At 68.4% G+C, this 22503-nt stretch carries 19 protein-coding genes; 3 read left to right on the top strand and 16 right to left on the bottom strand.

Going from position 1 to position 22503, the window contains the following annotated elements; all coding sequences use genetic code 11:
* Positions 1–4 precede the first annotated feature (4 nt).
* From ACSVC7_RS10490 to ACSVC7_RS10475, 4 genes are read right to left on the bottom strand one after another with little or no spacing between them, the layout of a single operon-like run.
* Complete coding sequence (locus tag ACSVC7_RS10490; protein ID WP_448202852.1) at positions 5–1465, bottom strand: cobyric acid synthase; 1461 nt, start codon at positions 1463–1465, stop codon at positions 5–7.
* A 3-nt stretch (positions 1466–1468) separates the two neighbouring features.
* Entirely contained in the window at positions 1469–2089 is a 621-nt protein-coding gene (gene cobO / locus ACSVC7_RS10485) for a cob(I)yrinic acid a,c-diamide adenosyltransferase (RefSeq protein ID WP_448202853.1), read from the bottom strand.
* A 6-nt stretch (positions 2090–2095) separates the two neighbouring features.
* Positions 2096–2611: a bifunctional adenosylcobinamide kinase/adenosylcobinamide-phosphate guanylyltransferase gene (cobU, locus tag ACSVC7_RS10480; RefSeq protein ID WP_448202854.1), complete on the bottom strand. Its 516-nt coding sequence runs from the start codon at positions 2609–2611 to the stop codon at positions 2096–2098.
* Positions 2612–2668: 57 nt separating this feature from the next.
* A complete protein-coding gene (locus ACSVC7_RS10475) occupies positions 2669–3142 on the bottom strand; it encodes a cupin domain-containing protein (RefSeq protein ID WP_448202855.1) in 474 nt (157 codons plus the stop codon).
* 122 nt (positions 3143–3264) lie between these two features.
* On the opposite strand from ACSVC7_RS10475, the gene ACSVC7_RS10470 reads away from it, so the two are divergent.
* Both ACSVC7_RS10470 and ACSVC7_RS10465 read left to right on the top strand, forming a co-directional pair.
* Positions 3265–3909, top strand: coding sequence for a dienelactone hydrolase family protein (locus ACSVC7_RS10470; RefSeq protein WP_448202856.1), 645 nt, complete (start codon positions 3265–3267; stop codon positions 3907–3909).
* A gap of 81 nt (positions 3910–3990) precedes the next feature.
* A complete protein-coding gene (locus ACSVC7_RS10465; RefSeq protein WP_448202857.1) occupies positions 3991–4815 on the top strand; it encodes an alpha/beta hydrolase in 825 nt (274 codons plus the stop codon).
* A 20-nt stretch (positions 4816–4835) separates the two neighbouring features.
* On the opposite strand, the gene ACSVC7_RS10460 is transcribed toward ACSVC7_RS10465, so the two are convergent.
* From ACSVC7_RS10460 to ACSVC7_RS10435, 6 genes are all read right to left on the bottom strand, one after another.
* Positions 4836–6413 carry a methyl-accepting chemotaxis protein gene (locus tag ACSVC7_RS10460; protein ID WP_448202858.1) on the bottom strand — a complete coding sequence of 526 codons (1578 nt, stop codon included), beginning with the start codon at positions 6411–6413 and terminating at the stop codon, positions 4836–4838.
* A gap of 363 nt (positions 6414–6776) precedes the next feature.
* Positions 6777–8657, bottom strand: a complete 1881-nt coding sequence (locus ACSVC7_RS10455) for a response regulator (protein WP_448202859.1) — start codon at positions 8655–8657, stop codon at positions 6777–6779.
* Between the two features lie 16 nt (positions 8658–8673).
* Positions 8674–11262 (bottom strand): hybrid sensor histidine kinase/response regulator, encoded by a 2589-nt coding sequence (locus ACSVC7_RS10450; protein ID WP_448202860.1) that lies wholly within the window; start codon positions 11260–11262, stop codon positions 8674–8676.
* A 155-nt stretch (positions 11263–11417) separates the two neighbouring features.
* Positions 11418–12044, bottom strand: coding sequence for a glutathione S-transferase family protein (locus ACSVC7_RS10445; protein WP_448202861.1), 627 nt, complete (start codon positions 12042–12044; stop codon positions 11418–11420).
* 41 nt (positions 12045–12085) lie between these two features.
* Positions 12086–12856, bottom strand: a complete 771-nt coding sequence (locus ACSVC7_RS10440; protein ID WP_448202862.1) for a TauD/TfdA family dioxygenase — start codon at positions 12854–12856, stop codon at positions 12086–12088.
* Positions 12857–13121: 265 nt separating this feature from the next.
* On the bottom strand, positions 13122–13778 hold the full coding sequence (locus tag ACSVC7_RS10435; protein WP_483508247.1) for a YitT family protein: 657 nt from the start codon (positions 13776–13778) through the stop codon (positions 13122–13124).
* Positions 13779–14206: 428 nt separating this feature from the next.
* On the opposite strand from ACSVC7_RS10435, the gene ACSVC7_RS10430 reads away from it, so the two are divergent.
* Complete coding sequence (locus ACSVC7_RS10430) at positions 14207–15007, top strand: GH12 family glycosyl hydrolase domain-containing protein (RefSeq protein ID WP_448202864.1); 801 nt, start codon at positions 14207–14209, stop codon at positions 15005–15007.
* Positions 15008–15022: 15 nt separating this feature from the next.
* On the opposite strand, the gene ACSVC7_RS10425 is transcribed toward ACSVC7_RS10430, so the two are convergent.
* The 6 genes from ACSVC7_RS10425 to ACSVC7_RS10400 all read right to left on the bottom strand — a co-directional run bounded on the left by ACSVC7_RS10425 (position 15023) and on the right by ACSVC7_RS10400 (position 22466).
* On the bottom strand, positions 15023–17002 hold the full coding sequence (locus ACSVC7_RS10425; RefSeq protein ID WP_448202865.1) for a response regulator: 1980 nt from the start codon (positions 17000–17002) through the stop codon (positions 15023–15025).
* Positions 17003–17015: 13 nt separating this feature from the next.
* A complete protein-coding gene (locus ACSVC7_RS10420; protein WP_448202866.1) occupies positions 17016–19106 on the bottom strand; it encodes a hybrid sensor histidine kinase/response regulator in 2091 nt (696 codons plus the stop codon).
* Positions 19107–19170: 64 nt separating this feature from the next.
* The gene (locus ACSVC7_RS10415) at positions 19171–19605 is read right to left on the bottom strand and encodes an ArsC/Spx/MgsR family protein (protein ID WP_448202867.1); all 435 of its coding nucleotides are present in this window, start codon (positions 19603–19605) and stop codon (positions 19171–19173) included.
* Between the two features lie 118 nt (positions 19606–19723).
* Complete coding sequence (locus tag ACSVC7_RS10410; protein ID WP_448202868.1) at positions 19724–20743, bottom strand: ABC transporter substrate-binding protein; 1020 nt, start codon at positions 20741–20743, stop codon at positions 19724–19726.
* A gap of 51 nt (positions 20744–20794) precedes the next feature.
* Positions 20795–21604 (bottom strand): ABC transporter permease, encoded by an 810-nt coding sequence (locus ACSVC7_RS10405; protein ID WP_448202869.1) that lies wholly within the window; start codon positions 21602–21604, stop codon positions 20795–20797.
* A 7-nt stretch (positions 21605–21611) separates the two neighbouring features.
* Complete coding sequence (locus tag ACSVC7_RS10400) at positions 21612–22466, bottom strand: ABC transporter ATP-binding protein (RefSeq protein WP_448202870.1); 855 nt, start codon at positions 22464–22466, stop codon at positions 21612–21614.
* Positions 22467–22503: the final 37 nt, after the last annotated feature.

Genomic DNA, 22503 nt, shown 5'->3' with positions numbered 1-22503 from the left:
GCCCCTACTCCGCCACCGCCAGCAGGGCGTCGATGTCCAGGTGCGTTTCCAGCCGTTCGGCGATGCGGTCGAGGGCTTGCTCCACCGTGTCCTGGTAGGATTGGCCGGAGGGAGCGGCGCCCAGCCCCTTTAGGAAGGCGGCGCGGAAACCGTCGGCTCCGAACAGGCCGTGCAGGTAGCAGCCGAGCACCCGCCCGTCGGCGGACATGGCGCCGTCGGTCTGGCCAACGCCCAGGGACAGCATGGGTCGGGCGCGGTCGGGGCCGTCGGTGCGGCCCATGTGCATCTCGTAGCCAGCCACGGCGGCGCCGGTCGTGCGCTCGGTGCCCGTCGCCTCCTCCAGCACCTTCGGACCCTTCAGGACCGTTTCGACATCGAGAAGACCGAGGCCCGCCGCCTCGCCGGGCGGGCCTTCGATGCCTTCCGGGTCGGCGATGAGGCGGCCGAGCATCTGGTAGCCGCCGCAGATGCCCAGCACCCGCCCGCCGCGCCGCCGGTGCGCCATCAGGTCCACGTCCCAGCCCTGGGCGCGCAGGACGGCCAGATCGGCGATGGTCGCCTTGGTGCCCGGCAGGATGATCAGGTCGGCGTCACCGGGAAGCGGCAGCCCGCGCGGCACCATGGTCAAGGCCACGTCCGGCTCCTGCGCCAGCGGGTCGAAGTCGTCGAAGTTGGCGATGCGCGACAGCATGGGCACGGCGACCTTCAGCGAACCGCCGGCTTTCTCCTTCCAGGTGTCGAGCGCCACCGCATCCTCCGCCGGCAGCAGGGCGGCCTCGGACAGCCAGGGCACCACGCCGAAGGAGCGCCAGCCGGTGCGCTCCGCGATGATCGACAGGCCGCTGTCGAACAGCCGCACGTCGCCGCGGAACTTGTTGATCAGGAAGCCCCGGACCCGCGCCTGCTCGTCCGGCGACAGCAGCGCGTGGGTGCCGACGAGGCTGGCGATGACGCCGCCCCGGTCGATGTCCCCGACCAGCACCACCGGCACGTCCGCTGCCGTGGCGAAGCCCATATTGGCGATGTCGCCGGCGCGCAGGTTGACCTCGGCAGGGCTGCCGGCGCCTTCCACCACCACGATGTCGGCCTCGCCCTTCAGCCGCTCGAAACTGTCGAGCACCATGGGGAGAAGCTGCCCCTTGCGGGACTGGTAATCGCCGGCCTTGGCCGTGCCGGTGACCTGCCCGCGCACGACGACCTGCGAGCCGATCTCCGACTGCGGCTTCAGCAGCACCGGGTTCATGTGGACGGTCGGCGCCACGCCGCAGGCCCGCGCCTGGAGCGCCTGGGCGCGGCCGATCTCCCCGCCGTCGGCGGTGACGGCGGCGTTGTTGGACATGTTCTGCGGCTTGAAGGGCCGCACGGTCAGCCCGCGCCGCACCAGCGCCCGGCAGAGCCCCGCCACCAGCAGCGACTTGCCGACGTCCGACCCGGTGCCCTGGAGCATGATGCAGCGCGCGGCCATGGCTTAGAACTCGATGCCCGGCTGGGCCTTGATGCCGGCCTGGAAGGGATGCTTGACCAGCGTCATCTCCGTGACGAGGTCGGCGGCCTCGATCAGCTCCGGCTTGGCGGTGCGGCCGGTGACCAGGACGTGCAGGCCGGGCCGGCGCGACGTGAGCACCGACAGAACCTCGGCCACGGGCAGATAGTCCATGCGCAGGACGATGTTCAGCTCGTCCAGCACGACGAGGCTGTATTGGGGGTCGGCCATCAGCTCTTTGGCCTTGGCCCAGGCGGCCTCGGCGGCGGCGATGTCGCGGGCGCGATCCTGCGTCTCCCAGGTGAAGCCCTCGCCCATGGTGTAGAAGTCCACCAGATCGTCGAAGCGCTCCAGCGCCACCGTCTCGCCGGTGGACCAGGCGCCCTTGACGAACTGCACCACGCCGACGCGCATCCCGTGCCCGGCGGCGCGCAGGATCAGGCCGAAGGCCGCCGTGGACTTGCCCTTGCCGTTGCCGGTGTTGACCATGAGGAGGCCCTTCTCCTCCGTCTTCGACGCCATCACGCGGTCGCGCAGGGCCTTGCGGCGCTTCATCTTCTCGGCGTGGCGGGCGTTGACCTCCGCCTCGTTCGACTTGTCCGTCATTCTTCCCTAACCCTTTAAAATCATGGGCAGCCCCGCCGCGACGAAGACGACGCGGGAGGCCAGCGCCGCGACGTCCTGGTGCAGCCGTCCGGCGTGATCGCGGAAGCGCCGGGCCAGCGCGTTGTCCGGCACGATGCCCAGACCGACCTCGTTGGACACCAGCACCACCCGCCCTTCGACCTCGGCCAGCGCGTCCAGCAGATGCGCGGATTGGGCCGCGACGTCCGCCTCCGCCATCATGAGGTTGGACAGCCAGAGCGTCAGGCAATCCACCAGCACGTTCGTCCCGGCCACGGCGTGGCGGCGCAGCGCGCCCGGCAGGTCCAGCGGCTCCTCCACCGTGGTCCAGCCGGGGCCGCGGTCCTGCCGGTGCCGGGACACGCGGTCGGCCATCTCCTCGTCCCAGACCTGGGCGGTGGCGATGTAGACGCGCGGGCCGGGGGCAGCGGTAACCAGCCCTTCCGCATGGCGGCTCTTGCCGGACCGGGCGCCGCCCAGGACCAGCGTGATGTCGGTGCTCATGGCGGTCAGGCTTTCCCCGGCTGCGAAGGCCGGATGGTTAGCGCAAATCGCCCCGCGTTACCAGGGCGTGCCGTCGCGGTGGTAGAAGCGGTCGTCCGCGCTCTTGTAGACCAGATCCTCGTCCGGGTAGAACGCGTCGTCCCCGGCCGTGCGGTCGCCGACCTCCAGATAGACGGCGGGCACGTCGGAGCGGTTGACCAGCTGGTGCCCGTCCGGCTTGCCCGCCGGGAAGCCGGCGCACATGCCGGGCCGCAGCAGCGTCTCGCCCGCGTCGGTGACCAGCACCAGCTCGCCCTCCACCACATAGACGAACTCATCCTGGCGCGTGTGCCAGTGGCGCAGGGCCGAGGCGGAGCCCGGCTCCAGCCGCGTCAGGTTCACCCCGAAGTTCGTCAGGCCCAGCGGGTTGCCCAGCCGCTTGCGCGTGCGGCCGGCGACGGCGGCGCGGAACGGCTCCGGATAGCCGGTGACACCGGTCTTGGCCTCCAGAGTGGCGGGGTCGAGGACGGGCGGGTTGGGCGGTGTGGTCACGGGCGGTTCCCTTCCGTTGGTTCGATGCGCATCCGAAGCGCAACTTTACATCGGGTGGCACCGACAGGCCATCCGCCCTGTTGAAGGTTCCGGCATGGCGCATCGAAGGGGGAAAACCGCGCATGGAACCGAACGTCCGCATTCCGCCGCTCGATCTGCCAGGACTGCTGGAATTGCCCACGGACTTCACCGCCGCGGTTCTGTTCGCCCACGGAACCGGCAGCGGCCGCATGAGCCCGCGCAACCGGCACGTCGCGGCGAAGCTGCGGGAGGCGGGCTTCGGCACGCTGCTGGTGGACCTGCTGACCGAAGAGGAAAAGGCCGACCCTGCCAACGTCTTCGACGTCCACCGCCTGTCCGAACGGTTGCTCCTGGCGACCCGTCACCTGCGCACCGCGACCGACGTGGCGCAAAAGCCCGTCGGCTATTTCGGCGGAGGGACCGGGGCCGCGACCGCCCTGATCGCCGCCGGGCGCGCGGCCGAGCATGACGGGGTCGGCGCCGTCGTCTGCCGCGGCGGGCGCCCTGACCTTGCCGAGGAGTGGCTGAACGGGGTCGCGGCCCCGACGCTGCTGATCGTCGGCAGCAAGGACGCCCCGGCGCTCGACCTCAACACCGACGCCTTCTCCCGCCTGCACTGCACCAAGGCGCTGGAGGTCGTGCCCGGCGCCGGCCGCCTGTTCGAGGAACCGGGGAAGCTCGACATGGTGGCGGACTCCGCGCGGTCCTGGTTCGGCACGCATTTGTTCAAGGCAGCCAACGGTTGAGCGACGGTGGACAGACGCGACGTTGCGGTCTAACTCAAGGCCCGACCCGTCCCTGATTATCCCTCCCCGACCGGATCGACCATGCCGCAGCTTGAAATCCTCAGCCGGATGCCCTCCGGCCCGGCGAAGCCTGTGCCCCTGCTGTTCGTCCACGGCGCCTTCTGCGGCGCCTGGATCTGGGCGGAGAAGTTCCTGCCCTGGTTCGCGGAACAAGGCTGGGAAGCGCACGCCGTGTCCCTTCGCGGCCATGGCGGCAGCGAGGGGCGCGACCGACTGCATTGCTTCGGCATCGCCGACTATGTGGACGACGTGCTCGCCGCCGTCGACCGCTGCTCTGCCCCGCCGGTTCTGATCGGCCATTCCATGGGCGGGATGGTGGTGCAGCGCGCGCTGATCCGCCGCCGGCTGCCGGCGGCCGTCCTGATGGCCTCGGCCCCGCCGCATGGCTTGTGGGAGTCCACGGTCGGGCTGGCCTGGCGCGACCCTTACGTGTTCCAGCAGATGAGCCTGCTGATGACCTTCGGTGCCGACTGCATAGACCCGGAGGCGATCCGGCGGGCCATGTTCTCCGACACCATGCCGGCTGCGGAGGCCCGCCGGTACGAGCCCTACCTTCAGGAGGAATCGCGGCGGGTGATGCTGGACATCGGCGGCTGGATCCCCTTCCCGCCCATGCCCGACCGCAGCATTCCGGTCGCCGTGCTGGGCGCGGAGAAGGACCTGCTGTTTCCCGCCGACCAAGTGCGCGCCACCGCCCGCGCCTTACGGACCGAGCCCGTCTTCTTCCCCGGTATGGGCCACGCCATGATGCTGGAAACGGGCTGGGAAACCGTCGCCCGCCATGTCGCCGGCTGGGTGGAGTCCGCCGTGGGAGGGGCGGAGGAGGAGCGCGCTGCGGCGGATTGAGGCATCCGCCGCGCCCTGTTTCAGCTTGCCCGGAGCGTCTGAAGGAAGCTGCCGATCTCGCCGTTCAGCGTCTCCGACTGTTGGGCGAGCTGGCGTGAGGCTTCCAGCACGGCATAGGCCATCTTGCCGCTCTGGTCGGCGGCGCCGCTCACGCCCGCGATGTTCTGCGCCACGTCGCGGGTGCCCTCGGCGGCCTGCTGAACGTTGCGGCTGATGGATTGCGCCGCCGCGCTCTGCTCCTCGACGGCGGACGCGATGATCGTCGCGATCTCGTTCACGCGGTCGATCACGCGCGCCACGCTTTCGATTTCCCCGACCGCCTCGCCGGTCGCCGTCTGGATGTCGGCCACCTGGGCGGCGATCTCGCCGGTCGCCTGGGCCGTCTGGTTGGCGAGGTGCTTGACCTCCCCGGCCACCACGGCGAAGCCCTTGCCCATGTCGCCGGCGCGCGCCGCCTCGATGGTGGCGTTCAGCGCCAGGAGATTGGTCTGCGAGGCGATGTTGGTGATCAGGCCGACGACGGCGCCGATCTTCTCCACCGCCTCCGCGAGCCCCGTGATCTTGCCGGTGGCGCGGGCCGAGATCGTCACCGCCTCCCCGGCGATGCGCGAGGCGTCGGTCACCTGACGCCCGATCTCGCCGACGGAGCTGGAAAGCTGCTCGGTGGCGGCCGCGACGGTCTGCACGTTCAGCGTCGTCTGTTCGGTCGCCTCGGCCACGGCGGTCGCCAGCCGGTCGGTCTGGCCGGCGGCGCGTGTCATCTCCTGCGCTTCCGTCTCCAAGGCTTCCGTCTCGTGCGAGACGGCGCGCATGACGTCGCCGACGGTGTGCTCGAACCGCTCCGCCAAGCGCTCCAGCGTGCGGCGCTTCTCCTCCTCCGCGCGGCGTGCCGCGGCCGCATTGTCCGCCTCCAGCCGCGCTTTCTCTTCCGCGTTGGTCTTGAACACCTGCGCGGCGCGCGCCATCGCTCCGATCTCGTCGGCCCGCCCGGCTTCCGGGAACGACACCGCCACATCGCCGTCCGCCAAGGCGCGCAGGCGGTCGCTGAGGCTGCGGATCGCACCGCTGAGCTTCACGCCGGTCAGCGCGACCATCGCGACCGCCGGCAGCGCCAGGATCGCCACCAGCCCCAGCATCCTCCACAGAGTTTCCAGGAAGGCGGCCTGGATGTCGTCGATGAAGACGCCCGTGCCGATGAAGATCCCCCACGGCTGGAACGTCTTGATGTAGGACAGCTTCACCGCCGTGTTCGGGCTGTCGGGCGCGACGTTCCAACGATACTCGTAGGTCCCCTCGCCGCGCTCCCTGGCAATCCGGGCCATCTCCAGGATGATCGGGGTGCCCGTGGAATCCTTCACTCCGGCGGTGTCCTGCCCCATCAGCTTCGAGCTTGGGTGAGCGAACCCGTAGCCGTCCAGCCCGATGGCGAACAGATACTCCCGGCCGTCGTAGCGGATGCCGAGAAGAGATTGCTTGAAGCGCGCCTGGGCTTCCTCGCGCGTCATCCGGCCGGCGGCGGCCTCCGCCTCGTAAGCGGCGGCCATGCTGTAGCCCGCTTCGACCATGAAGCGGAGCGCCTGGACCCGATCCTCGTGCATGCGCTGGTGGCTGATCCACAGACCGCAACCTGCAATGGTGATTGATGCTGCACAGGCCAGGGCCACCAACCACCACAGTTTCGCGCGGATTGAGAGATTTGCAAACAAAACAACCCCTCCGAAAGTTCTGATGCCCGGCGCACTTGCCACGTCGCAGACTTTCGGAATTTTTATGGGTCAACTTGTTTATTCTGGGTTAAAGAGATAGGCACAATACGTTCATAGCCTAACAAACACAAAAAGACAAAAGCAGATATCAACTTGAACACCCCAGTGGAAATCAATTCCGCTGCCGCGAAATAATCTTCCATTTACCAGGAACTTTGTTTCTCAGCAGCCTTTGGTAGCGCAAAACAGCCCCGATCACGCTGCCGGCGCGCTCTTCTGCGTCAGGACGATGAAGACCTTGTCCTCAAGCTGGTCGGGCGTGAATGGCTTGGCGATGTAGGCGCTGACGTTGTGGGCGAGCGCGCGCTCCACGGCCTTCAGCGTGGCGAGCGCGGTCACCATCAGGAACGGCAGGTCGCGCCGTGCGTCCCGCACCCGTTTCAGCACCTCCAGCCCGCTCGCTTTCGGCATCATCCAGTCGCAGACGACCAGATCGTAGCGTTCCTCGTGCCCGACGAGCTTGTCGAGCGCGTCCTGCCCGTCCACGGCGGTGTCGATCTGCCCGATGCCGAGGTCGTGCAGCACCGATTCCACGAAGGCGCGCGGGCCGTCCTCGTCATCGACCACCAGCGCGCGCAGGCTGCCCAGGTCGATGAAGGGCACCCCCACCACCGCCAGCGCGCCGCGCAGCCAGGAGGCGCGGGCCGACCGCTCCTTTCCGCCAGCTGCGGCCAGGAGGAAGGAGCGCACGAAGCGCGGGCGGTGCACCTGCCGGTAGAGCGCCTTGGCGGCGGCCGAGCGGCTCTTCCCCATGCAGAAGGCGCCCTCGCCGGCCAGCTTGACCATCTCCAGCACCGTGTCGGGGTTCGGCTCCTCCTTGGCCTGGAGGGGGCTGAGCAGGCGCTGGGTGCGGATGAAGGCGTTCTGGATGTCGTCGATCTGCTGGGCCATGTACTCCCGGTCCTCCTCCGGGAAGACGCTGTCGAGGACGAGCTTCTGCACCTCGCCCAGCCCCTTCAGCTTGTCGTGGCGTTCCTTCCAGCAGTCGAGCAGCCGCCCGGAGAAGTCGCGCCCATCGAAGAACTGCCGCAGGTAGCCGTTGACCGCGCGCTCCGCGCTCGGCGACAGCGGCATTTTCTGGAGCACGAACAGGATGCGCAGCTTCTGGATCAGCGTCCGGCCCTTGGTGATCTCCGGCAGCGTGTCCTCGTTGACCAGCAGCGCGGTGCGCCGCTGAAGCGCCGCCTCGGTCCTTTCGCCGCCGAAATAGCCTTCGCCCGTGCGCAGCCGCTGGGCGAGCTGGCTGAGCGCCATGATCTCCCGCTGCACCGCCTCGATGCCGAACAGGTCGCCCACCCCGGCGATGGTGAAGCGCGTGGGCTTGGCCAGCTCGCGCCGGAAGGCGACGATCAGGCTGTCGCTGACGAACGGCATCGCCGTGCGGCGGACCAGCGTTTCCAGCGACGCGAAGACCGGCGGCGCCGTGTCGGGCAGCGTGCGGTCGCCGACGATCAGCGTGACGATCATCTCCACCAGATCGGCGAAGGGCGCGTCCTGCGCGCAGGAGGCCGTGCCGGTGTCGCTGCGCAGGATTTCCCCCAGCAGCCGGTCGATGGGGGCGAGCGCGTCGGGGTCGTCCAGCTCCGCCGCCAAGTCCAGCAGCAGCCGCGCCTTCTCCGCGAAGGTCCGCGCCTGATAGAGATGGGTGGTCAGCGCCGCGTCCACATGGAAGCGGCCGAGGAACGGATCCTTCCCGCCCGTCAGGCGGGTGACGGTGGCGGCGTAGGTGGCGGGCAGCAGGTCGGGCGGAAGGGCGTCCTTCAGCCGCTCCCGCGTCAGGCGGGCCACCTCGTTGACCAGGGGCGTCAGGGCGCCCTTGCGGTCCATGACCCGTTCGGCCTGGGTCAGGATGGCGACGAAGGTCGGCGTGTTGGACAGGCTCTGCTGGTGCCGGGGGGAGTGCAGAAGCTCCGTCGGCGTCAGGGCGTTCTCGTCGAAGAAGCGCTGGCAGTAACGGCCGACGCTCTCGCGCGCCTGCGGGCTGTAGAAATCGTCCGCCTCGCGGCAGACGGCGAGGTCCGTCCCGCCGTCGGCGTCGATGTCATGAGCGTCCGCACTTGCGATGTCCGATGCCATAGACGCGTCCCAGTCCTCAGTCGGCCAGCAGGGTCCGCACCGCGTCGAGCAGGCGCTCGGGCGGCACGGGCTTCATGATGATGTCGCGGCCGGGCAGCGCCGTGAGCCCCGCCGCCGTTTCCTTCGAGGCGTAGCCGGTCAGGAAGAGGATGCGCAGGCCGGGGTTGCGCTCCTCCAGCGCGCGGGCGAGGTCCAGCCCGTTCATGCGCGGCATGGACACGTCGGTGACCACCGCGTCGAACAGCCCGCCGCATTCGTCCCAGCGGGCCAGAGCCTCCACCCCGTCGGCGGCTTCGGTGACGGTGCAGCCCGCCTCCTCCAGCGCCAGCTTCAGGTAGGCGCGCACGGAGTCCTCGTCGTCCACCAGCAGGATCGCGGCGCCGTCGTCCTCCCCCAGCCGCAGGGGCTCCACCCCGCCCGCGGAGCATGCCGGGGCCGCGACGGCCGGCAGGTGGATGGAGAAGACGCTGCCGCGCTCCTCCGGCCCGTTGTCCATCTCCACAGCGCCGCCGGCCTGCTGGGCCGTGCCGTAGACCATCCAGAGGCCGAGGCCCGTGCCCTTGCCCGGCTCCTTGGTTGTGAAGAAGGGCTCCCAGATGCGGTCGCGGATCTCCGGCGGCACGCCGCTTCCCTCGTCGACGACGCGGATGACGGCGTAGCAACCGCGCGCCAGCCCGTCGTGCCGCGCGAAGAAGGCGGCGTCCGGCGTTTCCGTGCCCAGCGACACGGTCAGCCGCCCGCCCTCCGGCATCGCGTCGCGGGCGTTGAGCGCGAGGTTGAGCAGCGCCTGGTTCAGCGTCACCGGGTTGGCGACCGCGTGCGCCCCGTCGTCCTCGATCCGGATCTCCAGGTCGATGCCGGCGCTCATCAGCGGCTTCAGGAAGACGCGCAGGTCGCGCACCAGCGGGGCCAGCGCCACCACCTCCGTCTCGTCGGCGGCGCGGCGGCGGGAGAAGTCGAGCAGCTGCGCGGTCAGCGCCGCCGCCCGGTCGGACGCCTTGGCGATCTCCCGCACGCAGGTGACCACACGCGCCTCGTCGCCGGGGTTGCGCTCGGCCAGCCGGGCGAAGCCGCCGATGGCGGTCAGCATGTTGTTGAACTCGTGCGCGATGCCGCCGGCCATGCGGCCGACCGCCTCCATCTTCTGCGAGCGCTGGAGTTCCGCCTCCGCCCGGCGGCGGTCGGTCACGTCGTTCAGCACCAGCAGCACCGCCGCTCCACGCTGGTAGACCGCCGGATAGGCGCCGATCTCCACATGGCGGCGCTCGCCGGAGGGTCGGAGGATTTCGCACTCCAGCCGCTGCCCGTCACCCTCCGCGGCCCGGCCGAGCCGCTCCGCCACCGCGCCGAAATCCTCGATGAAGCGGCCGAGATCGGCACCGGCCAGCCCGCCTTCGCGCCCCACTCCCAAGATCGAATCCGCCGCCGCGTTGGCGAAGCGGATGGCCTGTCGGTCCCAGATGGCGATGCCGTAGGGTGCCAACTCGACCAGTTGCCGGTAGCGGCGCTCGCTTTCCCGCAGCGCGCTGACGGTGGACTCCAGCCGTTCGGTCTGGCCGGCCAGCTCCTCCTCGCGCCGCTTCAGCTCCGTGATGTCCATCAGGATCTTCACGATGCCGCCGGAGCCGGTCGCGTGCTCGCTGATGCGGTACCAGCGCCCATCGGACAGGCGGCCGTCCACCGGGTCGCTGTGCAGGAGGTGACGCTTCAGCCGCGCCTCGATCCAGGCGGCCATGTCGCGGTCGTCGCCCTCGTAGCCGCCGCGCTCGGCGGCAGCGCGCAGGATGTCCTCGAAGGCGGCGCCCGGCACCAGAACGTCGGCAAGGTTCGGGTATGCCTGCCGGTAGCGCTCGTTACAGAAGATCAGCCGCCCGTCGGCGCTGAACAGGACGAAGCCTTCCGAAATGCTGGCGAGCGCGTCGTGCACCACCGCCTGCATGAAGCGCGCCTCGACCAGGGCCAGCGTCTCCGCCGTCGTCTCGATGCCCGTGCCGCGATAGCCGGCGAATTGCCCGGCCCCGTCGAACACCGGCTGGCCGCTGAGGCGGAAGACGCGCGTGGCGCCGGTCTCGTCCTGGTGGGTCACCTCCAGGTCGCGGAATGGCCGACCGGCCTCGATGTCGGCCAGATACTCCAGCCAGGTGTCGGCATCCTCGACCAGCGGGCGGAGGTCGAGCAGCGAGTCCCCGAACACCGGCGCCGGGTCGCGCCCCAGCAGGGTCGCCAGACGGTCGGAGGTGTAGGTGTAGCGGTGGTCCGCCCCGCTCTCCCAGAACCAGTCGGACGCGGCTTCCGCGAAATCGCGGAAGCGCCGGCGGCTCGCCTCCAGTTCTTCGTTCGCGGCGCGCAGCAGGTGGGCGGAGCGGTCGACCTCACGGGCGGCAGCATGGGCGCGGCGAACGGCCAGGAAAGCCAGCGCGGCCATGGCCGACAGCAGGATGCCGATGGGCAGGGCCAGCCGGTCGGCCTCCTCGTTCAACGCGAGCATGGCCAGAACCACAACCGCCACGAGAAGAACAAGCAGCAACTCCGGCACCGCGACCCAGCGCGGGGGCGCGGGCGGTGCCGGCTGGCTGTGGTGTTCGCGGGTGCTGGAGACGTCCATGAAGCCTCCCGATGAATGGCGGTCTGGACACGCGCGGGCGCGCGGCGACACACCGTCATAGGCGGGAAGGCGTTAACGTGACGTTTCAGGACTGCAATCGTCCGATATCGGTTCGCCTTTTTCGCGAACCGACAGGCAGCAACCGAAGGTTATGTTCAGGAAGGCGGCACGACGGTCTGCGAAATCTCCTGAAACGGTTCCAGGGCCTCGCAGCGGGCGCCGTGCGCCGCCAGATTCGGCCAGCGCTCCTCCTGGAACAGCGCGGGATGGCCTTCTCGCAGGAAGCGCAGAGCACAGGCGACGGCGATGTCCGCGTGCCCGATGGACCGGCCGAACCACCAGGGATCGGGACGGGCCGCCCGATCGGCCTCCAACACGTCGAGAACGTCGCCAATCTGGGCGGTGCAGCGCTCGATCCAGGCGGCGGAGGTCTGGCTGTGCAGCGCGCGTTCGTAGATCAGGCTGACCGCCTTGTCGGCGAGGCCGGTCGCCAGCGCGCAGACCTTCAGCGCCCGGCGGCGCTCCGCTCCGCTCTGCGCGATCATGGCGCGGGACGGACCGGCCAACTCGTCCAGATGATCCAGGATCGCGCCGCTTTCGATCAGCACCTCCCCATCGTCCAGCACCAGCGTCGGCACGCGGCGCAGCGGGTTGTACTGCGCGACCGTCTCCGCGTCCGAGAAGACCGACCAGGGACGATGCTCGAAGGGAAAGCCGTAGAGCCGCAGCGCGATCGCCACGCGGCGCGTGAAGGGGGAGTCGTATTGGCCGATCAGGATCATGGGCACCTCCTCCCACGATCCTAAACCGGATTTCATTTCGCTTAAAGGCTGCGGCAGAACAGGCCGCGCATAAGATGCCTCGGCGCGCCCGGCGCGTTCTGGAACCGGCGCCGCGCGTGGCTGACCCGGCTGTTGCTCATGATCAGCGCCTGCCCGGTGGTGAGCCGGATCGCGTGGCGGACGCCGGAGGCTTCGGCGAGCCGCGTCTCGAAGAGTTGCCGCGCCTCGCGCAAGCCCGGAACGTCGTCGTAACGCCATTCGTCGCGCGGAGACACGCTATAGCGGCCGATGATGCGCCCGTCCCCGTCCGTCGCGAAGACCGGCCCGTCGCTGTGGCGCTCCTTCACCGTGGCGTGCCGGCGAAGGGCGCGACTGTCGAACAAAGGTTCAAGAACTCTCCGCCCAGCCGCATCCATCCCTTCCAGCAGCGCCGAGGTGCGTTCGATCACCGTCTCGCCGCCGGATTGGGCGGGCTGGATGCACACCAGCATGGTCGTCCGCACCACGCCGATGGGCTCCAGCGTTCCATCGGTGTGCAGATCCAGTTCCGTGTCCTGCGAGAAGGCGGGATGATCGGCCCCGGCGCTCGGCCCCCCGATGTCGCTGAGACCGAAGCCGGAACTGTAGGCCACCCCTTCGTAGGACTGGTAGAGATCAGGAACATAAGGCTCGCCGAGTCCGAGAGTCGCGGCAAGCTCGACGAGTTGAACTGCAAGCCCGTCGCGTTCAACATCTTCGAAATGAAGTACGGAAAAATCCTGCGCCCTCAGATCGTCCTGAATCTCGTTGATTTTTTTGCTCGACGCTCCCATCGGAACAACGCTCCATTAAAATTATCCGATCAATGCGCCTCCCTCCGAAACGCAGCCAACAATGAAAGATTGCTGGTTTTGCTGTTTGGTTTCGTTTTAGGCGATGCACAGGGAAAACCATATGCAGAAGCGATGCCGAGTCACAATTATTTCAATTTTATCCATTATGCTCTCAGATAATATTATTGAAATTTAGAATTAAATATCTCTGCAACAGCCCAATGGTTGCGCTGCTGCTTGGATGAAAAGACAAGACGAAGCCGTATCACCGCGCCACGTACCAGTCCGCACGATGGTTGAAAGCCACGAAGGCGTTCAGAACCGCGGCACCCAGCATGGACGCCAGAACGGCCTGCCCGTCGATCACGAACACCGCCACCGAGAAAATGACCACGTCGAAGATCGCCTGGAGCCACCCGGCGCGGAAGCCGGTCTTTTCCTGGATGTAGTAGGCGAGAATGCCGACCCCGCCGCCGCTGGAGCCGTGGCGGAACAGGCCGATCACCCCGATGCCGACGCAAAAGCCCGCCAGCACCGCGGCCACATGGGGCTGAAGCGTGCTGTAGCTCACCACCTGGGGAAAGGCGCTGGACAGGAGGGAAATCGCTGTCACTGCGCAGAGCGACCGCGCGGTGAAGCGCCAGCCGATCCGGGTCAGCGCCAGCACGTAGAACGGCAGGTTCACGAGGAAGAACACCAGACCGAAGCTGATTCCGGTCGCGTAGGAGATCAGGAACGACAGCCCCGCCGCCTGCCCGGTGATCAGCCCGGCGGCGTGCAACAGCGAGATCCCGAAGGAGGTCATGATTATTCCGAACGCCTGCCCTTGCAGGTTATCAATGGCACTGTGCGAAGCTCGTTTGGCTTCTTTTGTTCCGGCAGAAGAAAGGGCAGGCTCTGTATCAACGGAAACTTTTGCCATATTCAATGATCCCGAAGGCTATTCTTCATCAATATTAGCACGGATCACCACCTTCAGGACAGATCGGGGATTGGAAAAGCGGGCGCCGAAAAGCTTTCCCCGGGGCGCGCGTTTCCACCCTGGAGACGGCCCTTATGGCTTTCGGCTTGGCTGCGTCAGACCGTACGTACAGACGGGCACTCTCTCCCGGTGCCGTCCCTCGCAACCGCAACACACTGAGGAACGAGGCGGAGCAAGGCCTGCGCGCTGGTTTGGGGTGGCGTTTCAGCGCGGGGTAGCTCCGGCCGAGTGGTTACCCCGTCGCCCATAAACCTCCCCTATGATCCCCCATCCTTGGGGTTAGAACACCACCAGTGCGACCAGGATCGCGGCCATCTCTTGCGGTATGAGTGCCGGCCTCATTCGGCTCTGCTGTGGAACGAAGAAGAATGGCCAAGACAATCACCGGAAACGACGACGAAATCCGCATGGACGGCTTCGTTGCGCACAACAACGTGTGGAACGCGGGGGCCATCCAGAATGGGAAGGGCTACAGCCAGTCGATCACCGTGCCCGACACGCACGATCCCGCCGGCACCACGATCAAATGGAGCTTTCCGGACGGAAACCCGTCCGAGGACCGGTGGTGGGAAGCCCCGTGGGACAAGTACCCCGTCCTGTCCTACCCGACGCTGACCGCTGGGCGCGACACCTGGGAAGACTACGCGACGACGAACAAGGAATTTCCCGTCCAGGTGAAGGACGTGAAGGACCTGAAGGTCGATTTCGATTTCGATCTGGGCAAGAATCCGGACAGCAGCAACGTCGCCTTCTCGCTCTGGACCAAGCCCGACCCGAACGCCGTCGGGCAGAACATCCAGGACGAAGTCATGGTCTGGGTCCACACGGGCTGGTTCAGCCCGGACGGCGACCCCATCGGCGCCTTCAGCGACGGCCTGGGCTCCGCCCACATCTTCCACGAGCCGAAAGAGAAGAACTCCGTGGGACGGACCTGGGACTACACGGCCGTCCAGTACGACAAGGATGTCCATTCCGGGAAGCTGGACCTGGGCGCCATCGTCCACACGCTGGAAAGGGACGGCATCCTCAAGGGTGACGACTGGATCTCAGGCGTCCAGCTCGGGGCGGAGATCACCCACGGCACCAGCTCGCTCACCGTCAACGACCTTGGCGTGAATCTGACCACCTTCGGCCTGTCCAACCCGCCGCCCGACACCTGGAAATGGTGAGCATGCGGAACGGTCTTACGGGCGGTTCACCAGCACCAGAATCTTCTCCTCCAGCTGCTCGGGGGAGAAGGGCTTGGCGATGTAGGCTGTGACGTCGTGGGCCATGGCTTCCTCCACCGCGATGATGGTGGCTAACGCCGTGACCATCAGGAAGGGCAACTCCGGCCGCACCGCGCGGACCAGCTTCAGGAACTCCAGCCCGGAGAGGCGGGGCATCTTCCAGTCGCAGATGATCAGGTCGAAGTCCGTCTCGTGCCCCTCGAAGCGCGACAGCGCCTCCCGCCCGTCCTCCGCGATCACGATGTTGGTGATGCCGAGGTCGCGCAGGATCATCTCCACATAGCCGCGCGCCGCCGGCTCGTCGTCGGCCAGCAGGATGCGCAGCGTGCTCATGTCGCGCATCGGCAGCCCGGCGGCGGCCAGCGTGGAGAAGAACAGGGCGAAGCGCTCCGCCCGCCGTTCCGTCTCGTCCTTGTAGCGGGTCAGGTAGGCGCGCAGGAAGGCGGTGGCGCGGACGTGGTGGCCGATCAGCTCGCGCGCCGCCGTGGCGCATTTGCCGTCGGTGAAGGCGCCCTCCGCCAGCAGGGTGGCGAACTCCATCACCTCGTCCACGCCGGGGGCGCGGTCCTTGGCGATGCGGGCGAAGATGCGGTTGGTGCGCAGATAGGTGTGCTGGATGTCGTCCAGCATGCGGGCGTAGCGGTCGCGCAAGCCCTCCGGCAGGGTGGAGCGCAGGATGCGCCGTTGCAGGTCGGCCAGCGCCTTGATGCGGGCGCGCGGCGTACGCGCGGTCTCGAACAGGCGCTGGGTGAAGTCGCGGGTTTCCAGATGGCGCTGGATGTTCGCGACGATCATCTTACGGCTGTGCTCCCCGGTCACCGCCCCTTCGAAGCTCAGCAGGTCGAGGATGCGGGCGTAATGGCTCTTGCCGTGGAGCACCGCTTCCAGCCGGTCGCCGCCGAGCAGCAGCGCCACCCGCCGGTCGAGCAGGCGCAGCGTGCGCTCCCCGCCGATCATGGCGCCGCGCCCCTTCAGCTTGGCGGCGAGAAGCCCGGTCGCCGTCAGCTCGTCGAGCACGCCGGCGGCGCTGCGCGGGTCGAAGCCGCCGCCGGTGGACAGGCGCGCGTCGCCCGACAGCGCCCGCTGGATAGTCACCTCCAGCCCCCGCCGCGTGGCCGGGGTGCCTTGAAGGCTGGCGTGCGCGCCGATGAAGGCGGACAGGCGGCGGACAACCGCCGGGGCCTCCGCGTGCGCGATGACATCACCCCGCCAGACCTGGGCCATAACCTCCAGAGTGGCTCGCAGGCCATCCACCCAGGCGAACAGCTCCTCCACCACAAGGCCGTTGGCCAGCATCTCCCCGACGATCTGGTCGAGGATCGCCACGCCGTCGGCGGACAGCGCGTCGCTGTCCAGCGACAGAACGCGCACCATCCGCAGCTCGTTGCTGCCGCCCTCGCCCAGCCAGGCCGACAGCCAGGCGTCGAGCGCGTAGCGCCCCAGGAAGCCCGGCGTCTTCGCCATGACCTGCGGGACCGTGCCGGCGAAAATCTTCGCGTCGATGGCCAGCGCCGTGCCCCGATGGGCGCGCCGGGCGGTGATGGCCAGCACCTCCTGTTCCAGCCGCTTCAGCTCCTCCAGCCGCATGGCGGGGGTGCGGCGGCCGGGACGGGACTGGAGCTTCGCGACCCGCTCCAGCACCGACGCGCGGCGCGGCCAGTCGAGGAAGGAGCGCTGCGGCTCCTCCTTGTGCAGGAACTCGGTCGGGGTGATGCCGCGGACCTCCAGGAACTCCGCCAGTGCCTCGGCGATCAGGAAGCGGGAGTCCCGGCCGTAGACCTCCTCCACGGTCTGACAGACGGCGGCCTCGGCCCCATCCTCGCCCGCGTCGGCGCCCAGTTCGACCAGCAGCGCGTCGACGTCGTAGACGCCGATGGGAATGGTCTCCGGCGTGGGCGGGGGTGTTGGATCGGGAGGCGGCTCGGGCGTGGTCATGGGCGTGCCCGCGTCACACGAGAAGCGCGTGGACCGTCTCGGCCAGCTCGTCTGGATTGATGGGCTTGCGCAGGAAGACGATGCGGCGGCCGTCCGCCATCAGCTCGTCCAGATTCTCCTTCTCGGGCGGGTAGCCGGACATCAGCACGGTCGGCAGGTCGGGGTTCCGCCGGCGCAGCGCCCGCGCGACCTCCGCCCCGCCCATCCGCGACATGACGAGGTCGGTCACCAGCAGGTCGAAGGCCCCGCCATGCTCGTCATAGGCCCGCAGCGCCTCCGTCCCGTCGGCGGCGCAGACCACGCGCATGCCCATGTCCTCCAGCGTCAGTCGGATGAAGTCGCGCACCTGCTCCTCGTCCTCCACCAGCAGGACGGTGGCGGCCATGGACAGCCCTTCCGGTTCCTCCTCCCCATCGAGGTCGAAGGCGAAGCCGGGATCTTCGTCGAGGTCGGCGTTCCGTTCCGCCGGCAGGTAGAGCGTGAAGGTCGTGCCCTGCCCCGGCCCAGGCCCCGGCTCCGTCGCCACCTCCACGGCCCCGCCGGCGCGGGTGACCGTCGAATAGACCAGCGACAGGCCGAGCCCGGTGCCCGCCCCCGGCTCCTTGGTCGTGAAGAAGGGCTCGAACACCCGGTCGAGCACGTCCGCGTCGATGCCGCTGCCGCCGTCGCGCACGGCGATGGCGACGTAGCCGCCGGGCGCCAGATCGGTGTGATGCTGGCGCAGCGCCGCCACGTCGGTAACCCGCTCCACCGACACGGTGATCGGGCCGCCGTCCGGCATGGAATCGCGCGCGTTGATCACGAGGTTGACCAGCGACTGGTGCAGCAGGCCGGGGTCGATGGTCACCGCGCAGCCATCGTCGCGGCTTTCGATCCGCAGCGGGTGGCGTTCCCCCAGCGTCGGGCCGAGGAAGCGGCGCAGATCCTCGATGACGGCGCCGACGCGCACCGGCTTCACCGCCTCCGTCCGGCCCGGTCGCCCGAAGCTGAGAAGCTGCGCGGTGAGACCCGAGGCCCGCTCCGTCGCCTTGACGATCTCGGTCAGGCACTGCTCGACACGCGGACGGTCCTGGGGAGCGCGCCGGGCCATCAGGGCGAAGCCGCCGATGGCCGTCAGCATGTTGTTGAACTCGTGCGCGATGCCGCCGGCAAGCTGGCCGATGGCCTGCATCTTCTGCGCCTGATGGATGGCGCGCTCCGCCTGCTTGCGGTCGGTGATGTCGTTGAGGACGAGGAACCAGGCCGAACGCCCTTCCACGGCGAAGGGGTGGATGCCGACCTCAATCTCCCGCAGGACGCCCAGTGCCGAGACCACGCGGGCCTCCACCGGCGGGGGCGGGTCGGCCTCGGGGCTGGGGGCGGGCAGCCAGTCGAACAGCCGCTGCACCCCGTCGAACTCCGTCGCCTCGACCATGGGGATGCGCGTCATGGCGACGGGATCGGCGCTGCCGAGGATCAGGGCGGCGGACCGGTTGGCGAAGCGCACCCGCTCGCCATCCCAGACCAGGATGCCGTAGGGCGCCATCTCCACGAGCCGGCGGTAGCGCGCCTCGCTCTGGGCCATGGCCTCCTCATGCCGCTTCAACTCGGTGATGTCGGTGAGGATCTTGACCACGCCGCCGGAGCGGGTCGCGTGCTCGCTGATCCGGTACCAGCGCCCGTCGCCGAGCCGGTGGTCCGACGGCTGGTCGCTGGTCACATGGCGGTTCAGCCGCTCGGCGATCCAGTCGGTCGGATCGGCCACTTCGTCCCCCGCCGCCCCGCGCTCCAACGCGATGCGCAGCAGGTCGGCGAAGCGGATGCCGGGGGTCAGATGGTCGGACAGCAGCGGATAGGCGGCGCGGTAGCGCTCGTTGCACAGCACGAGCCGCCCGTCCTCGTCGAACAGGACAAAGCCCTCGGACACGCAGCCGATGGCGTCGGACAGCAGGGCGCGGATGTGGTCGCGGCCCGGCTCCGGAGCGGCGGGAGCGCCGCCGTCCAGCACACGGTCGAGGGTTGCGCGCAGGGCGCGCAGTTCCCCCTCCATGCGGGCAAGGTCGCCGGGAGCCGCGGCGGTCAGCCGCGCACGAAGCTCTGCAAGGTCGAGGTCAAGCCGATCCATAAGCCGGCATTCAACCATTCCCCCCGGCGGCCCGCCAGTTGATTCGCTGGGACGCGCGCCCAGCTCACGCGTGTTTGGGGAAGTGATGATGGCCGTGGTCGCACTGGCCGCGAGCGTGCTTGTCGTCGCAGCTTTCTCCGGCGGCGGGGGTCAGGCCGATCCAGGCGTTCAGGGCGTTGGGGTCGAAGCCGGCCTTGCGGTCCTGCCCGACCTGGAGCAGCGGGCGGCGGATCAGGTCGCGGTCGGCGAGCAGCGCGGCCAGGGCAGAGGCCTCATCCAGTTCGTCGGGCTTCACGGCCCCGGACTTCACGGCGGCGGCGCGGCGGTTGAACCATTCATCGACCGGGCGGTCCTCGAAGAAGGGACGCAGCGTTTCGGCCGTGAAGGGCTCCGCCGACAGGTCACGCTCCACCAGCGTGTGGCCGGCGGCCTGAAGCTGTTGCTTCTGCCTGGCGTTGGCCGCACAGCCGGGGAGCCCGTAAAAAGTCACTTCCGTCATGGGGTTGGCGCTCCGCTTGAAAGAGGACGAATTTCGTCCAGTCTAGCCGGAGCGCCACCGGAGGCGCGCATGACAGAATGTCGCACCTCCGGACAATCAGCAAATGCCTACAGTTTAATCACTTGAGCCGCTTCAGGGCATCCTCGACGAAGGCGTTGGTGTAGGCCTTGTCCAGGTCGATGCTGGCCGAGGCCACCGCCGGGTCGAAGGCCTTCAGGACCTTGTAGGCGGCCTCCGCCCCCTCGCGGGTGAAACGGCCGTCCGGCGAATAGGTCGGCTTGGAATGCTCGTAGGCCTGGGCGTAGAGCGTCTTGTTGCCGAGGAAGAATTCCTCCGGCAGGGCCTTCAGCACGTCTTCGGTCTTGGCGGTGTCGAGCCACTTCAACGTCCGGACGAACACGTCCACCAGCGCCTGGGTGGTCTTCGGGTTGGCCTGGATGAAGGCCGGGGTGGCGTACAGCACCGCCGCCGGGTACGGACCGCCGTAGGTGTCCAGCGTACCCTTCTCCGTGCGGGTGTCGGCGATGATGCTGATGTCGCCGTCCGCCTCCAACTGGCTGATGACGGGATCGAGGTTGGCGATGGCATCGATCTCGCCGCGCTTCACCGCCGCCACGGCGCTGGGGCCGCCGCCGACGCCGATGATCGACACGTCCTCCGCCTTCATGCCGTTCTGCGTCAGCAGATAGTTCACCATGAAGTTGGTGGAGGAGCCGGGGGCGGTCACGCCGATCTTCTTGCCCTTCAGCTCCTTCACCGACTTGATCTCGCCGGCCTTCTTGACGGAGGCCAGCACGATGCCCGGATAGCGGCCGAGCAGGGTCAGCGCCGTGATCGGCTGGCCCTTGGCCTGCATCTGCACCGTGTGGTCGAAGGCGCCGGTCACCACGTCCGCCGAGCCGCCCATGAGGGCCTGGAGGCTCTTGGCGCCGCCGCCGAAGTCGCTGATCTCGACGTTCAACCCGGCTTCCTTGAAGTAGCCGAGGCGTTCCGCCACCGTCAGCGGCAAATAGTAGAGCAGCGGCTTGCCGCCGACCGCCAGCTTGATGTCCTTCTTCTCAAGCTGTTGGGCATCCGCCCCGCCGATGCCGAAGGCCAGCGCGACGGCGGCTGCGGCGATGAGGCTCCTCAAACGCATGTTTTCCCTCCCGATGGACCCGTTTGGCCCGATGAACCTGATTGATTGCCCTCAACCCTGGGCGTTGGTGGTGTGCGCCTCTTGCGGGCGCCAGTGGAGCAGGCGCTTCTCGACCATCGTCACCACGGCGTCGATGACCACGACGAAGATGGTCAGCACCAGCATGCCGGAGAACACGCCGACCGTGTCGAACACGCCTTCCGCCTGATGGATGCGGTAGCCGAGCCCGGCGGCGGAGCCCAGATACTCGCCCACCACCGCGCCGACCATGGCGAAGCCGACGGCCGTGTGCAGGCTGGAGAAGACCCAGGACAGCGCCGACGGCAGGTAGACGTGCCGGAACAGGTGACGGGAATTCGCCCCCAGCATGCGCGCGTTGGCCAGCACGACGGGGCTGACCTCCTTCACGCCCTGGTAGACGTTGAAGAAGACGATGAAGAAGACCAGCGTCACGCCCAGCGCCACCTTCGACCAGATGCCCAGCCCCAGCCACAGCGCGAAGATCGGCGCCAGCACCACGCGGGGCAGCGCGTTCACGGCCTTGATGTAGGGGTCGAAGACCACGGAGACCAAGGGCGCGCGGGCGAACCAGAAGCCGAAGGCGATGCCGGTCACCGTGCCGATGACGAAGGCCAGCGCGGTTTCCAGAAGCGTGATGCCCAGATGGTACCAGACCGCCCCCGACAGGAAGTCGTTCCAGGTGCGCGACAGCACCGCCAGCGGCGTTCCGAAGAAGAAGGGGCTGAGGATCTTCGTTTCCGTCAGGACGTGCCAGAGCAGGAAGAAGCCGATCAGCACCGCCGCCTGCAACAGCAGGATCACGGGGCGGCTCGGCAGGCGTTTCATACGGGCCACGGCCATGGCGTCCTCACTTCAGCTTGGTCTGGGCGTAGCCCTTCAGCACTTCCTCGCGCAGCTGCGCCCAGATTTCCCGGTGCAGGTCGAGGAAGTGCGGGGTCATGCGGATTTCCGACACGTCGCGCGGGCGCTCCAGATCCACCGCATATTCACCGATCAGGCGGGAGCCGGGGCCGGCCGACAGCACCAGCACGCGGTCCGACATGGAGATGGCCTCCTCCAGGTCGTGGGTGATGAAGACCACCGACTTCCGGTCGGCCGACCAGAGGTCGAGCAGTTCGTTCTCCATCAGCTGCCGCGTCTGGATGTCCAGCGCCGAGAAGGGCTCGTCCATCAGCACGATCTCGGGATCGACAATCAGCGTCTGGGCCAGCGCCACGCGCTTGCGCATGCCGCCCGACAGCTGGTGGGGGTAGCGGTCGCCGAACCGGTCCAGCCCGACGCGGGCCAGCCAGGGCCGGGCGCGGTCCAGCGCTTCCCGCTTCGGGACGCCGCGGAACTCCAGCCCGGCGGCGACATTCTCCAGCGCCGACTTCCAGGGCATCAGCGCTTCCGCCTGGAACATGTAGCCGGCGTGCGGATTGATGCCGCCGACCGGCTTGCCGAAGGTCACCGCGCGCCCCTCGCTGGGCGCCAGCAGCCCGGCCGCCACGTTCAGGATCGTGGACTTGCCGCTGCCGGTCGGGCCGACGATGGACACGAACTCCCCGGCGGCGACCGTGAAGGACACCCCCTGGACGGCGGTGTAGGTCTGCCCCCGCCCGTCGGGCGATGGAAAGGTGCAGGTCACGCCCTCCATGCGCAGGGCCGGCGTGTCGCCCCCCTCCGCATGTGGCGCGGCCGCCATGGCGGCGACTTCAGGCATGTGCGCGTCTCGTCCCTTTGTGACTTTTGCGCGCATT

This window comes from Azospirillum mesophilum (genome assembly GCF_053470405.2).
Note: the sequence above shows the minus strand (reverse complement) of the source record. Positions and strands in the feature narration are given on the sequence as shown.